Source organism: Paenibacillus sp. Soil787, assembly GCF_001429545.1.
Classification (GTDB): Bacteria; Bacillota; Bacilli; order Paenibacillales; family NBRC-103111; genus Paenibacillus_E.
Genome location: NZ_LMSP01000023.1, coordinates 152,267 through 167,011, shown reverse-complemented (window position 1 = coordinate 167,011; position 14,745 = coordinate 152,267). Strand labels below are relative to the sequence as shown.

Here is a 14,745-nt window from a genome sequence, read left to right as displayed (position 1 = left end):
AATTGATAATATGAATAGAAATGTGACTAAACAGGTGATCAAATGAACATGCCAATAGAGAATGAAACTAACTACCAAGCGAGTAAATATCGCACACCTGACGGCGCGCCTGCAGATATCGTCATCTTTACGATTACCTCAGAAGGAAAAGGATCAGTGAAGAAGTCGCTTCCTACTCGGGAGCTGCAAGTGTTATTGATTCAAAGAAAGCAATGGCCGTTCAAAGGCCAGTGGGCACTTCCGGGTGGGTTCTCGATGGAAACCGAAACGATTCAAGAGAGCGCCCGGCGAGAGCTAACGGAGGAGACGGGGGTTTCGGACGTACACATTGAATATTTCAATGTGTATAGTACACCGCAGCGCGATCCACGGGGATGGATGATCTCCCACGCGTTCTTCGCACTCGTGCACGAACGCTATCTCGAGAAACGGCAAGCCGCTGATGATGCAGCTGACATTCGCCTTTTCCCTATCGATGAGGCGCTGGCGATGGATCTCGCTTTTGATCATGAAATCATCATTAGAGATGCTCTTGCTCAAATTCAGCAGAAGATGCTGACGACGACGATAGCCAGAGAGTTCCTATCTGAGGAATTCACGATGAGTGAGCTGTATCAAGTCATTCAAACGGTCGTTCCGACCTTCAAGGAACGGAATTTCATTCGGAAAATTACATCGACCCAAAGTCGCAAAGGGATTATCGAAGAGGTGCTGGATCATCACGGACAGGGCAAAATGTCTAACCGTTACTCCCAGCGAGCTGCTCAGTTGTACCGATTTACCGATCATGTGCCTCAGCTGTCCATTTACAGCTAGGCCTCTCTTTTCCGTTTTGATATTGTCTTAATAATACTATCAAATAAACAATATGAAGGGGTGGTTAGGATGAGAGCTCTAATAATCATTGATTATACGGTGGATTTTGTGATTGGGAAGCTGCCTTGCGGGGAACCAGGCGTTGCGATTGAAGCGAGAATTTGTGAAATTACAGAGCAATTTTTGACCCAGAAGGATTTTGTGGTCATGGCCGTTGATCTCCACGATGAACAAGACCTCTTCCATCCAGAGACGAAGCTGTTTCCTCCGCATAATATTCGCGGCACGGCGGGTCGCGATTTATATGGCAGGTTGAAAACTGTACATGAGCTTAATGAGAGCGAGATTTATTGGATGGACAAAACAAGATACAGCGCCTTCTGCGGCACCGAATTGGAGCTTCATTTAAGGGCAAGAGGAATTCACGAGCTGCATTTGGTTGGCGTTTGCACAGATATCTGTGTTTTGCATACAGCGGTGGATGCTTACAACAAAGGCTTCGAAATTGTTATTCATGAAGATGCAGTCGCTAGTTTTAATCAAACGGGGCATGAATGGGCCTTGCAGCATTTTGAAAAAACACTAGGGGCGAAAGTCATTCGTGGTTAACAGTGGAAACTGAAGTGGTATGAATCGGGCAGAATTCACAGAGAATGAGGAGATGGTGAAAATGGGGAATCTTAGGCAGGAAACGATTCAAGCTTCATTGTTTGTGCAGGAGAACATCGACGTGGCCTACGAAATCAAGCGGCGGGTACAGTTCATCAAGGACTATCTGGTTCATACAGGAGCCAACGGCTACGTCCTCGGGCTTTCCGGAGGTCAAGATTCCACGTTAACGGGTAAGTTGGCCCAAATAGCTATCCATGAGCTGAATTCGGAAGGCGCTACTAAAACCTTTCAATTCATGGCTGTAAGGCTTCCTTATGGTATCCAAAAAGATGAAGCAGATGCACAAGCGGCGATTGACTTTGTTCAGCCTAGCCGTGTTATTACGGTCAATATACAATCAGCTGTGGATGCATCCGTACGGCAATTTGCCGAAGCTACGGGAGAGGTCTTGAGCGATTTTCACAAAGGGAATGTGAAGGCTCGTGAGCGGATGAAAGTACAGTACGATTTGGCCGCACACTATCAATTGCTTGTTTTGGGGACGGATCATGCGGCTGAGGCGATTACCGGATTTTTCACAAAACATGGGGATGGCGCATGCGATGTGGCTCCGATCTTTGGCCTTAATAAGCGGCAAGGCAAGCTGCTGCTGAAGCAGTTGGGTTGCCCTGAACATTTGTATTTGAAAAAGCCTACGGCAGATTTGGAAGATTTAAAACCTGGTCTTCCGGATGAAGAAGCATTGGGGCTTACTTACGACCAGTTGGATGACTACTTGGAAGGAAGCCCCCTGCTCGACTCTGCTGTGCAGAAGATTGAGGAACGCTATGCCGTTACCGAACATAAGCGCAGGGGGCAAGTAAACTGTTATGACAATTGGTGGAAAGGATGAACGCTATGAAATACGACAACTTGACGCTTCACACAGACAAATACCAAATTAATATGATGTACGCGCATTGGCTGCAGGGCACTTATCGGCAGAAAGCTGTTTTCGAAGTATATTTCCGCAAGCTGCCTTTCGGAAGCGGATATGCAGTCTTCGCTGGTTTAGAGCGGGTGATTCATTACATTCAAAATTTGCATTTTGGCGATGAAGAGATCGCCTACTTGCGGACACAGGAAGAGAATTATCGGGAAGATTTCCTGGAGGCGTTACGCGCGTTTAAATTCGGAGGAGACTTGCAAGCTGTACCGGAGGGTACACTTGTCTTCCCGAATGAGCCGCTCGTACGCGTAGTAGCTTGCATGTTCGAGGCGCAGCTGGTTGAGACGGCGATTCTCAACTTCGTGAACTACCAGACGCTTATCGCGACGAAAGCTTCGCGGATCAAACAGGTTGCGCCGCGCGATGTCCTGCTGGAGTTCGGCACAAGACGCGCCCAAGAGGCTGACGCCGCGATCTGGGGCGCAAGAGCGGCCTATGTCGCAGGGTTTCATGCGACATCCAACCTCAGAGCCGGGATGCTGTTCGGCATCCCGACCAAAGGCACGCATGCTCACGCATGGGTGCAGGCCCACGACACGGAAGAGGAAGCCTTCCGTGCTTATGCTGAGGCGCTGCCGGAGCAAGTGACGCTGCTCGTTGATACGTACGATACGCTGCGCAGCGGCGTACCGAACGCGATCAAGACGGCGCGTCTGCTGCAGAGCCGTGGCAAGAGCATGAACGCCATTCGCCTGGATAGCGGCGATTTGGCGTATTTATCCCAGCAGGCTAGGCACATGCTGGATGAAGCGGGCTTTCCCGAGGTGAAGATCGTCGCATCCAATGATCTGGATGAGAACATCATCGAGGGGCTGAAAGCCCAGGATGCGAAGATCGACGTCTGGGGCGTCGGCACCCAGCTCATTACCGCAGCGGATCAACCCGCGCTGGGCGGGGTTTACAAGCTGGTGGCCCGCGAGAAGAACGGTGAATTCGTGCCGGTCATTAAGATCTCGGGCAATCCTGAGAAAGTAACCAACCCGGGCTTCAAGGAAGCCTACCGGATCATAAACAAAAAGACGGGCAAAGCGGAAGCCGACTATTTGGCACTTCAGCATGAAGTCGATATCAAGAACGGTGAACGAATCAAGCTTTTCGACCCCATCCACCCTTATATCTACAAATATATTGATGACTATGAAGCAATTCCGCTGCTCCGCCCTATATTTCTCCAAGGGAAGCTTGTCTATGAGGAGCCGGCGTTGGATGGCATTCGAGATTACCATGCGCAGCAGAAGCAGTCATTTTGGCCGCAGTATTTACGCAAGCTTAATCCGGAGGTTTATCGTGTGAATTTAAGCGCGGCACTGTGGAAGCTGAAGATGGATTTGATTCACCAGCATCAAGGGTAGTTGTCGCACGATGTGGTCTGACCTTCTCGCTTCAATTCAATAACGCAATCATCTGATACACCTCGCGATGATCGCCGGGGAGCAAGTAATTCGCGACTTTGAGCTGGGAGGAACCATCGCCGTCCAGGAACAGCCCATCCACTAGCTGTCCATTGCCAACCTGCTCTTGGACGGCTGTGCGGAACTGCTCTCCGGTGCATGGCGTTGGAGCTACGACTAGATAAACGTTGTTATTCCTGTCGTAGACGATACCTGATCGCATGCGCTTCTCGTTAATGAGAGGCATCTCTTCCGCTATCGCTTGCTCCGCCCATCCGTCTGGATTCGTAAGTCCCATGCTCACGCCTCCCTGCGCCCAATAATGAGCGCGATCCATTACCTTCAGCTCGTCCGCATGTTCAACGACTTGAATGGTGAAGGTTTGAGCCTTCTCATCCCATACGAGCGTTCCCCGCTTACGGTCAATATTAAACCAGCCAGAGCCGTAATCGCCAGGTTCCCCTTTGACGGGACGATCATTAATGACAGCGATGCTAAGGAGATAGCCCTGCCAGAAAAACCCGCCGTTAATCCCATTTTCCTGCCTTTCAGTCACATTACCTGTAATTGCCTTCAGCCCTATGTTCTGTGGCGGAGTCCGAATACTATGGAGCGTAACGCCGTTACTGGCTTGGTTGATGTTATATTCGGAAGCAGGGAGTTTTGGCGGTGGTTTCACCGCTGCATGGGTTCCCCAGATGATCGTCCATATAAAACTAGTTATCATAATAAGGAGATAGATAAGTAGGTGAGCTGCATTCATTTTTACAAGTCGTAACATGTACATGGGGCAACTCCTCCTATTCTCTTGAATCGAATCCTTCTATGAGTCTATGAAATTAAATTTCGAATTATGCTTGTAAATGAAAAAAACAGTTGAGCGGGAGGACTGGACCCCGTACAAGTAGGGGGTAAGTCCAAACTTCCCCCTTATTTGTTCAGATAATAGATAGTATAAGTTTCGAGGTAGAGCTAGAGGTACACCCTTTCTATTTTTTTAGGAAACGTAGCTGCTGGCTTTATTTCGGTGTATCGATTGGAGTTATCTGTTCAACCCGGCACTACACTATGCTCGCGGAACGAAAAGACCTTATTTTGCTCAAAACCGCTTATTTCCAGTTTTCGCGGAACTAGGGAGCGCTATTTCCTGTATTCGTGCTGTAAAAGCAGTGAGAACACCAAAATAGCGTCGCTACGTTCCGTGTACCAGCCCCATATCGGCATTTTCGCCGAAATAGAGGCTCCTCGTTCCCCGTCAACCTAGATTAGCAGCTTATATCCACTATACTCGCGAACATAGATACCTTATTTTGGAGTAATTAGCCTTTTTAGAGGAGGTGAAGCTACATGCTGTATTTTTTATAGAATCCACATTCTTGGTCGAATGATGTTGTATAAAGTGCAACAATTCTGCTTAGAATCCAAATCATATCCCTTCGATGTTGCATAACGTACAACAATTTAGCTCCAAACAGGAGATTTTGCGACAAATGGGTTCGAATTGTTGTACAAGCTACAACTTTTACTAGCAAAATAGCCTTTTGGCATGTGAATTGTTGCAGAATCTACAACATTGGTAATCACGATAGCTCATCGAAATCGAAGTTGCCAAAGCCTTTTGGCATGTGAATTGTTGCAGAATCTACAACATTGGTAATCACGATAGCTCATCGAAATCGAAGTTGCCAAGTTAACTGTGGTTAAAGCTTACTTTGGGCACTTTGAACTCATTCTATCGAAGTAGCAATCGTTATTAATGGACATTAACAAAGATGATCCCCGGCGAATACCGAATAATGGAGCCATCTTGTAGAACAGAAAAGGGATGGGTGTGAGGGTGGAAAGGCGCTTTGCGGTGGGCCACCTTTGAAGTCGTGTTTTATACCGCATAATAAATTAACAAAACACGACTTCAATAGCGGTTGGAACCCCACATCCATCCCTACCCGTGCTCAAAATGTATGGGTTTGATGCAAAAGGACCGTCAGGGTGATCCCTGGCGGTTTTGTTCGTGCGCTCTAGAATAAGCGCGTTTTTCGCGCTTATTCTGGACGGACGGCGTGGGACAGTCTGCCGAGAAGTCGATTTTCGGCTTCTCGGACTCTGCGGGCAAGCTTCGGCTCTCAGAACTCTCGCTGAAAGCACGTTTTTCGCGCTTATTTGTTCGGGCGCTTCAGAATAAGCGCGGTTTCCGCACTTAAACTGCACGGACGGCGAGGGACAGTCTACTGAGAAGTCGATTTTCGGCTTCTCGGACTCAGTGGGTGAGCTTCGGCTCGCAGAGCTCTCACTGAAAGCGTGTTTTTCGCGCTTATTTGTTTAGGCGATTCAGAATAAGCGCGTTTTCCGCGCTTAATCTGCACGGACGGCGCGGGAGAGTCTGCTGAGAAGTCGATTTTCGGCTTCTCGGACTCAGTGGGCGAGCTTCGGCTCGCAGAGCTCTCACTGAAAGCGCGTTTTTCACGCTTATTATTTAAAATCGCCTAGTAAATAATTGTAGAAGGGTTCGTCCACCCAGAACTTGTAGGAGTCGACGTTCAAGCTAGCATTGATTTTCTTTAGGCCAGTAATGACATCGTCAGATTTATCGCTGAGGGAGAAGGACTGCGCATAATAATGGCCTTTACTGACTTTATTATTAGCAATTACTTTATAGTCTTTCACATCGGTTAATGAATAGTAGAGCGGCTGCCACCAGGAAGAATAAATGAGTCCTGTCTCGTCTTTACTGTTCTTTTTCGCATATTGGAAAATGACCTGCTGGAACTTGTTCTTTTGCTCGGCGTTATCGAATTCGAACTCAATGTCGTATTCCTTGGCGTAGGCGATGAAGTTGCCATTCTCGATTTGGACGACTTGATAATCATCTGATTGTGTCGGCTCGCCCCATTCTTTTAAATAGATGAAAGCAGACGTTTTGGGCTCCAGCTGTACTTTCGCCTGGATGTTCTCGCTGCGCAGCAGTCCGATTAACTGAATTGCATGCGTAATGTCTGAATGCCCGTAGGTGAGGGATAGCTTTGGATCAAAGTTAGCATCGAAACGAGAGTCCTTCAAGTTGTAGCCTGTCACTAGATTCTTTTTCAAGGCTTCATCGAATACAGAACGCAAATCCGTTGATGAGATAAGATCCTCCGTACGCCAGGTATCGTTAATTTTGCGGAAAATATCATCATCGGAAGTCGTTCCAATATAGTGTTTATATTGTCCATTGAAAGTAAGAATCTTGCCAAGCAATTCGCCAGCAAAGCTTTGGCTAGCAGCAGCATCCGCATCGAAATCGGAGGAGACAAGTCCGGTATCAATAGCGGCGGCTAGCTCCTGGGCGGCTTGCAGCGTTAGTTGATTGTTTTGATCGAAGTCAATATGTACTTTAGCAAGAGCGGCTTTGATTTTATCCTTGGAATAGGTATAAGCGAGTTCTTTTAAGCCTGCGGCTTTTAAAGCGATGAAAGTCGCTTGCAGCTGGGTAAGAGGCTGATCAGCCTGCAGTTTGCCTTCGGATAGAATGCCTTTTTCGTGCAAAGCAAGCGCTGCTTTGTAATAAGGGCTGTCTTTTTGCAAGTCTGTAAATGCATTGGTCTGATCTTTCGCTTCCGCTTTCAAGATGCGGTTAACTGCGATAACGAAATCGCCCTTGGATAAGGAGTCTGACAAGCTGATGGCATACTGATCATTCAAAAACTGCTTGTATGAGGCTGTGGCATCACTCGCTTCAGCGGCACTGCTTAATGTGCTCACAGAGGAGAAGAGGACGGCTGTTAAAACAGCTATTTGCAAGGACTTGCGGGATTTCAATGGTTTCATAAGAATAAAACACCTCCGGAATTTTTAATTCATATAGGAATAGTATGGTTTATTGAAATATATCAGTTAAGATTATAGGTGTCAATAAATAATGCTTGACGTTTTAATTCTTGACATGACTTAGGGAATCTACTACTATCAGTCTTAGTTGAAAAGTCACACTTTGTCGAATAATTTTTAAAAATAAACAGATCAAAAGGGGAGAGCCATACATGAAAAAAACGTTATTGTCCATTTTCGCCGTTACATTAATGCTGACCGGCTGCGGCACCGCTAAAAATGATACTGCAGCTCCGGCAGCTACGAAAGCTGCAGAAGCAACAAAAGCGCCTGAAACCAAATCATCTAAAAAAATTATTCTAATAACACCAGAAAAAATCGGTGTGAACCCTTTCTTTGCTCAAGAGGATGAAGGTGTTAAAAAAGCAGGTAAAGAATTCGGCGTTGATGTGAAAACAGTAGAATCTACGGATGCCAGCGCGATTGAGCAAAACCTGCGTGCTGCTGTTGCAGATAATTATGATCTCATTATTACCAGCTCCTTTGAATCCGAGGATGCTCTGAAAAAGGTAGCTGCTGAAAATCCGAAGAAATCTTTTGCTATTATTGATACTGTTGTTGATTTACCGAATGTTAGAAGTGTTGTATTCCGTGAGCACGAGGCAGCCTACTTGCTTGGTGCGGCTGCGGGTCTTGCAACGAAGAAAAATGTTGTCGGTATGGTGGCAGCACTTGATATTCCTTTGATCAAAAAATACACAGTCGGTTTCCAAGAAGGCTTAAAATCAACGAATCCGAATGCAAAATTCATCGTTAACTATGTAGGAAGCTTCACGGATCCAGCCAAAGCGAAAGAACTGGCATTGACGCAATTCTCTCAAGGAGCAGACTTCATCGCAGCGGCTTCAGCTGTTGGCGATTTGGGTGTGTTCGAAGCGGCTAAGGAAAAAGGCTTCTACACATCCGGTCAAGATATCGATCGTACGGTGACGGATCCTGAGCACATCGTTCTCTCTCAATTGAAAGGTACAGACAGCGTTGCTTACCAAACGGTGAAAGATTTTGTAAATGGAACCTTTAAATTTGGCGCTATGGATTACGGCTTGAAAGAAGACGGAGTAGGTCTTACTTTTGTAACCAAAGAAAGCAAATCCAAATTAAGTCCATTTATTGGTCAAGACGTTATAACTAAAGTGAAAGCCATCAAAGACGATATCGTAGCTGGCAAAGTTACGGTTCCGAATCCTCTGAAATAGTAGTAAGTCCTTACAAACATCATATAACCCTGGAAACTGTTTACGGCGACGTAGGCAGTTTCCGCATTTCTAGGAAAGGAGTGCGAAACCCGTTATGCTGCTTCAAATGAACCGAATTACCAAAACTTATGGAAGTTTGACAGCCAACTCCAACGTAGATTTTTCGCTGCGTGAAGGTGAAATCCATGCGCTTGTCGGCGAGAATGGGGCAGGTAAAACAACCCTGATGCGCATCCTTTACGGCATGGAGCAGCCAACGTCGGGAATGATTGTTTTAAGAGGAAGAAAAATCCAATTCGTGAATCCTACGGATGCGATTCGTCATGGCATCGGCATGGTGCATCAGCATTTCATGCTGTTTCCATCTTTTACAGTGGCTGAAAATATTGTCATCGGCAATGAACCGCAAGTCGGCGTGAAGTTCGACCGAAAGAAAGCTGTGCATCAAGTTAACGCATTGTGTGACAAGTACCGACTACCCATCGATCCAATGAGGAAAGTCGCTGACCTTCCGCTAGGATTGCAACAGCGTGTTGAGATTTTGAAGGTGCTCTATCAAGGTGCGGATATCATTATTTTGGACGAGCCTACTGGCGTTTTGACACCGCTGGAAGCGAAGGAACTGCTTGTTATTATGAAGAGCTTGGCGAGCCAGGGTAAAAGCTTCATTGTCATCACGCACAAGTTACATGAGGTCATGGAAGTTGCGGACCGAGTTACGGTGCTTCGTGACGGTAAAATCAGAGGGACTTTAGATACTTCGGCAACGAATGCAGAAGAACTTTCTAGATTAATGGTAGGTAGAGACCTGGTGCAAACGAGCAAAAGTGCCGCAAGACTTGGTGAAACGGTCCTCGAAGTGAAGGAGATTACCATACAAGGCAAGAAAGGAAAGCCCGTTTTGGATCGTGTCAGTCTTGAAGTGAAGGCTGGGGAGATCTTAGGCGTCGCTGGTATTTCCGGTAACGGACAGTCTGAGCTGATTCAAAGCATTACAGGACTTCAGCCGATTGATCAAGGTCACATTCGTTTGATGGACAAGGATATTACAGGTCGTTTGGTCCGTGAGATCAGAGAAAGCGGGCTTTCGCATATTCCTGAGGATCGTTACCAATGGGGGGCTGCCAAGGAAGGCAGCGTACTTGAAAACGGTACAATGGGACATCACAGAACGCATCGGCGTAAAGGATTTTTGCAAGGCAAGTCGCTGCGAAATATGGTTAATGGCTTCATCCAGCAATTCCAGATAAAAACGGGTTCCCAGGATACGAAAGTCAAATTTCTGTCTGGCGGCAACCTTCAGAAACTGATTGTAGCCAGAGAAATTGCCCAAAAACAACCGTTCCTTATCGCAGCTGAACCCACACGTGGCGTTGATGTTGGAGCAATGGAAGTGATCCACGATGAACTGTTGAAAAAACGTGATGAACAGGGAGCGATTCTGTTGGTATCTTCGGAATTGACAGAGATTCTGAAGCTTTCTGATCGCATTATCGTGATGTATGAAGGGCGAATTGCGGGAGAACTGTCAGCGCAGCACGCGACTGAGGAGCAAATCAGTCTGTTGATGGCAGGAGGTCATTCCCATGCTTAATTGGAAAGGAAACATTGGTGCGCTGCTGCAGCCGCTTATTGCGGTATGTATCGGTTTACTGGGCGGAGCCATTGCCATCGTTTTAATTGGCGGCTCCATTTCGGACACATATGCACAAATGTGGAAAGGTGCTTTCGGCAATTTTTACTTTTTTACCAATACATTGACGCGAGCGACACCGCTTATATTAGTTGGATTAGGTGTTTCAATAGCCTTCCGCGCCGGATTTTTCAACATGGGTTCTGAAGGTCAAATGATACTTGGTGCTTTAACAAGCGCGATGATTGCGCTCTATTTTCCCGGACCTCCATTATTTAAATTATGTGCCGCGCTGCTAGGCGGTATTGCAGTCGGCGGCATATGGTCAGCCTTAGCTGGCTGGCTTGATGCGCGATTTAAAATGAATTTGATTGTCACCACACTCTTGCTCAATTATATTGCAGCTTTGTTTGCAGGCTATTTGGTTGCCTATCCGCTCAAGGATAAAACAGGTTCAGCTGCACTCGCACAAACGATGATGGTTGATAAAAGCATATGGCTGCCCAAGCTTTTCCAAGGGATGAGTATGCATGCGGGCTTCATCATCGCCATAGTTTTTGCGGTTCTCCTATTTTTGTTTATGAAATACAGTGCTGCCGGTTACGAAATCCGCATGCTTGGCTACAATCCATTGTTTGCCGCTTATGGAGGCGTAAACCGCGGGAAATTAATGCTCGCCAGCATGTTCGCGAGTGGTGGTTTTGCTGGTCTTGCAGGCGCAGTTGAAGTACTCGGCATGCAGTATCGTTATACGGACGGCATGATAACGAATCCGGGCTTCGCTTGGTCTGGCATTATGGCTACGCTGCTTTCTGGCGCGCATCCGCTCGGTACGACTATTGCCGCAGTCCTTCTGGCCGCCCTGCAGACTGGCGGTATGGGTGTTGAACGAAACACGAGTATCCCCCTCGAAATATCGAGTGTCATTCAGTCTCTCTTGATCTTGTTCGTCACGGCTAAGTTCAGTTATACCCTATGGAAACGCAAGAAAGGAGGAGGAAGCGGTGCAGCATCTTCTTGATGTTTCGTTATTTAACTCTATGATTCGGATGGTTGCTCCGATTCTCCTCGCTGCGCTCGGCGGTGCAATTTGCTCAAGAGTAGGGTTATTCAATGTTGGTTTGGAAGGCTTCGTGCTTGTAGGCGCGTTCTCTGCTATTGTAGGCAACCATTATTCCGGCAATGTGTATCTAGCTGTCTTAATTGCGATTGCGGTGACGATTGTTTTTTCACTCGCATTTGCTTATATTAGCATCCATTTGCAAGCGAACGTGATCATCGTTGGTATTTCATTTAATTTTCTGGCGTTGGGCTTAACAGCGTTCTGCTTAAAAGCCATTTTCCACGTTAAAGGCGCCTTCTACGATAAGAATATGGTGGGACTGCCGAAGTGGAACATTCCTTTTGTGCAAGATATTCCTGTCATTGGCGGTATTATTTCGGGCCATTCCCCGCTTGTTTACTTGGCCTTTGTACTGGTGCTCGGCCTGCAGTACTTTTTGTTTAAATCAGTCCTTGGCTTCCGCTTGCTGGCTGTGGGTGAGAACCCAGTTGCAGCGAAAAGCATAGGCATTAAAGTGAACCGTATGCAGTATCTGGCCGTGTTAATTTGCGGCTTGCTTTGCGGATTGGCAGGCGCTCAACTGTCACTCGGTCAAGTCACGATGTTTACCGAAGGCATGACGGCGGGCAGAGGCTTTATCGCGCTGGTCGCAACGATGTTAGGACAAGCCAATCCGCTTGGCGTCATGGCATCAAGCCTCCTGTTCGGACTGATGGATGCATTCAGCATCAGGCTGCAGGGCTTCTCGCTGCCGACTCATTTCACACAAATGCTTCCTTATATTGTGACGCTGCTGGCGATGCTCTTTTTTAGAAAGAGCAGTTATATGGCAGATGCTCAGAAAGCTAACGGAAGCTCGCGCTAGGCTGCTAAAAGGAGATAATGACAGATGGCAAAAGACAACAAAGCTGATCGAATCAGAAAAATGAAGGTTCCCTCCGTAGGTGCCTCCTTGTCAGACCGAGTTCCGCCGGGACAGGTTTTGACTGACCGGTTTCCGATTTTGCATGAAGGAGAAGTACCGGAATACGACATGTCGGAGTGGACATTGCGAGTGTTCGGCGAGGTCGGAGAGGACAAAATTGTCACTTACGAACAATTGCTGGCGATGCCTCAAACGCAAGTCCTCTGCGATATTCACTGCGTTACCCGTTGGTCTAAGCTTGACACGGCCTGGGAAGGAATTCTATTTCGCGATTTTCTTCGCCTGCTGGAAATTAAGCCGCAAGGCAAGTTCGTCATGCTGCATGCTGACAACGATTACGAAACGAACGTTCCGCTCGAGGATCTGATGGGCGATCACGTATTGTTGGCTTTGAAATATGATGGGAAGCCGCTGACGCCTAAACATGGTTGGCCTCTACGGTTGATTGTGCCTCATCTGTATTTTTGGAAAAGTCCGAAATGGATTCGAGGCGTCGAATTTATGACAGCTGACCGTGAAGGCTTTTGGGAACAGAACGGCTTCCATAATGTGGCCGATCCATTCCAAGAGCAGCGCTTCTCTGGGGAAGCGATTTCGATTCCAGAAGATGAATGGGAAAAGAAGGAGTTTGATTGACATGCTATTGCCAATTCTACAGGTTCAATCAGAGGATTTATCACCCTATGCGATCGTATGCGGTGACCCCTTTCGCGCGGAAGTCATAGCCAGCAAGCTTGATCATAGTAGGGAACTAGCCTTCAGCCGTGAATACCGCACGTTTGTCGGTGAATTCCAAGGCGTTCCGATTACGGTTGTAAGCCATGGTGTTGGCTCGCCGGGTGCGGCCGTTTGCTTCGAGGAACTGATCAAAGGCGGCGTCAAGACACTGATTCGCGTTGGCACAGCAGGCTCCTATTCGGTTGATGTGCCGCCAGGCAGCTTAGTCGTTAGTACGGCAGCTGTGAGGGAAGAGGGCTTAACCCGCCAGCTCGTTCCGCATGGCTTCCCAGCAGTTGCTGACTTGGATGTCGTGCAGGCGTTGTACGAAGCGGCAGCAGAGACGGATGGTCTTGTGCGCAAAGGGATTACCGTTACCTTGGATGCCTTCTTCCAAGGTGTCGAGGAATTTCCGCACCGCAAGTACAAGCAAGCCGGCGCTCTTGCCGTTGAGATGGAAATCGCAGCGCTCTATGTAATTGCTTCATTGCGTGGCGTTCGTGCGGGAGCGATTGTTGCGCTGGACGGTTACGCCGATGCTGATTTGAGAGAAGTCTACAACCCGCATACGGATGTTGTTGCTCAAGCGGTTGAACGTGAAATTATGACGGCGATTCGTGCCGTTATTAAACTGCACGATAAAGCGTAGACATATTGGGATGACCGCTGCCGCAGCTGTTGCTAGTTTAGAAGAGGCTGCGCCACAAAAGGCGTTTTTGGATGTTATGACTCTTTACCCATTATTTTTATGTGCTATGGTTTGCTTTGCTTTGGTAACCAGAACTTATCGAGGGAACGTAGAGGCGTTATTTGGTTGAAAAACACCCGAAATGATGAGGAAGAGGAACGAGGAGGCGCTATTTCACTGTTTTTTGCTTCCGGATCGTTCCTTTTGATCAAATAGTGCCCTCTCGTTCCTCTTAGTCGATTTTATGCGCAGATTTCATGAATTAACGCTTCTACGTTCCGCGAGATAGAGGTCGGGTGGCTTTCCATGTCATCGAAGGAAAGCAAAAAAAATGAGATGGCAAGATTCTTGCCACCTCATTTTTTTTGTTTTCTATGCCCCTAAGTTATCTACTTTGGGTCAGAGCTTTATGTGTATGTAACAATTATGTAATTAAAAAATAGGGATTCTTGCTTTATTCCCATCTTTGGCATATAAAATGGCTTCCGAACTAAATAAATCAACGTGCTCTAACGGTTGAGCAAGGTTCATCGTTGTAAACTTGTTATAACGAAGAGCGTTGATCAGAGAGGGAATTAATTTGTGGTCCGTCCCAACGAAATTGACAGAAATCGGTGTTTTGTTAAATAAAATATTCATTCTCAACTTCAACTCATCTCCTATCAAAAAAAATATAAACAACTGAGAGTTAAGAATATCATCTATTAACTAATAAGTCCGTCGATTATCGTTGTCGGAATAGCACTAGTTCTGTCGAGCGTGTATAGAGTGTTCTTCTACCAACTGCAGTTGATGTTTAGCTCTATCTAACTCGGATTTTGCCTCTTTGTACAGAATATTGTGGGGATG

13 protein-coding genes are annotated in these 14,745 nt (G+C 46.9%); 10 read left to right on the top strand and 3 right to left on the bottom strand.

Annotated features, from left to right (window positions below; translation table 11 throughout):
* Positions 1 to 48: 48 nt before the first annotated feature.
* From ASG93_RS20285 to ASG93_RS20270, 4 genes are all read left to right on the top strand, one after another.
* Positions 49 to 816, top strand: coding sequence for an NUDIX domain-containing protein (locus tag ASG93_RS20285; protein WP_414858879.1), 768 nt, complete (start codon positions 49 to 51; stop codon positions 814 to 816).
* Positions 817 to 885: 69 nt separating this feature from the next.
* Positions 886 to 1,425: a cysteine hydrolase family protein gene (locus tag ASG93_RS20280; RefSeq protein WP_056834625.1), complete on the top strand. Its 540-nt coding sequence runs from the start codon at positions 886 to 888 to the stop codon at positions 1,423 to 1,425.
* A gap of 61 nt (positions 1,426 to 1,486) precedes the next feature.
* Positions 1,487 to 2,320 carry an ammonia-dependent NAD(+) synthetase gene (gene nadE / locus ASG93_RS20275; RefSeq protein ID WP_056834623.1) on the top strand — a complete coding sequence of 278 codons (834 nt, stop codon included), beginning with the start codon at positions 1,487 to 1,489 and terminating at the stop codon, positions 2,318 to 2,320.
* Positions 2,321 to 2,325: 5 nt separating this feature from the next.
* A complete protein-coding gene (locus ASG93_RS20270; RefSeq protein ID WP_056835137.1) occupies positions 2,326 to 3,768 on the top strand; it encodes a nicotinate phosphoribosyltransferase in 1,443 nt (480 codons plus the stop codon).
* A 31-nt stretch (positions 3,769 to 3,799) separates the two neighbouring features.
* Here the strand turns inward: ASG93_RS20270 and ASG93_RS20265 are convergent, their stop codons facing one another.
* Positions 3,800 to 4,594, bottom strand: coding sequence for a hypothetical protein (locus tag ASG93_RS20265; protein ID WP_056834621.1), 795 nt, complete (start codon positions 4,592 to 4,594; stop codon positions 3,800 to 3,802).
* A 1,682-nt stretch (positions 4,595 to 6,276) separates the two neighbouring features.
* Positions 6,277 to 7,614, bottom strand: a complete 1,338-nt coding sequence (locus tag ASG93_RS20260) for an S-layer homology domain-containing protein (protein WP_056834619.1) — start codon at positions 7,612 to 7,614, stop codon at positions 6,277 to 6,279.
* 212 nt (positions 7,615 to 7,826) lie between these two features.
* On the opposite strand from ASG93_RS20260, the gene ASG93_RS20255 reads away from it, so the two are divergent.
* The 6 genes from ASG93_RS20255 to ASG93_RS20230 all read left to right on the top strand — a co-directional run bounded on the left by ASG93_RS20255 (position 7,827) and on the right by ASG93_RS20230 (position 13,857).
* Positions 7,827 to 8,870, top strand: coding sequence for a BMP family lipoprotein (locus ASG93_RS20255; protein WP_056834617.1), 1,044 nt, complete (start codon positions 7,827 to 7,829; stop codon positions 8,868 to 8,870).
* A gap of 94 nt (positions 8,871 to 8,964) precedes the next feature.
* The gene (locus tag ASG93_RS20250) at positions 8,965 to 10,464 is read left to right on the top strand and encodes an ABC transporter ATP-binding protein (protein WP_056834615.1); all 1,500 of its coding nucleotides are present in this window, start codon (positions 8,965 to 8,967) and stop codon (positions 10,462 to 10,464) included.
* The gene (locus tag ASG93_RS20245) at positions 10,457 to 11,524 is read left to right on the top strand and encodes an ABC transporter permease (protein WP_056834613.1); all 1,068 of its coding nucleotides are present in this window, start codon (positions 10,457 to 10,459) and stop codon (positions 11,522 to 11,524) included. The genes ASG93_RS20250 and ASG93_RS20245 overlap by 8 nt, the downstream gene beginning before the upstream one ends.
* Before the next feature lie 28 nt (positions 11,525 to 11,552).
* Entirely contained in the window at positions 11,553 to 12,431 is an 879-nt protein-coding gene (locus tag ASG93_RS20240; RefSeq protein WP_082615014.1) for an ABC transporter permease, read from the top strand.
* Between the two features lie 24 nt (positions 12,432 to 12,455).
* Positions 12,456 to 13,127: a sulfite oxidase-like oxidoreductase gene (locus ASG93_RS20235; protein WP_056834610.1), complete on the top strand. Its 672-nt coding sequence runs from the start codon at positions 12,456 to 12,458 to the stop codon at positions 13,125 to 13,127.
* A gap of 1 nt (position 13,128) precedes the next feature.
* The gene (locus ASG93_RS20230) at positions 13,129 to 13,857 is read left to right on the top strand and encodes a nucleoside phosphorylase (RefSeq protein WP_056834608.1); all 729 of its coding nucleotides are present in this window, start codon (positions 13,129 to 13,131) and stop codon (positions 13,855 to 13,857) included.
* 471 nt (positions 13,858 to 14,328) lie between these two features.
* On the opposite strand, the gene ASG93_RS20225 is transcribed toward ASG93_RS20230, so the two are convergent.
* Positions 14,329 to 14,541 (bottom strand): hypothetical protein, encoded by a 213-nt coding sequence (locus tag ASG93_RS20225; RefSeq protein WP_029197871.1) that lies wholly within the window; start codon positions 14,539 to 14,541, stop codon positions 14,329 to 14,331.
* Positions 14,542 to 14,745 lie beyond the last annotated feature (204 nt).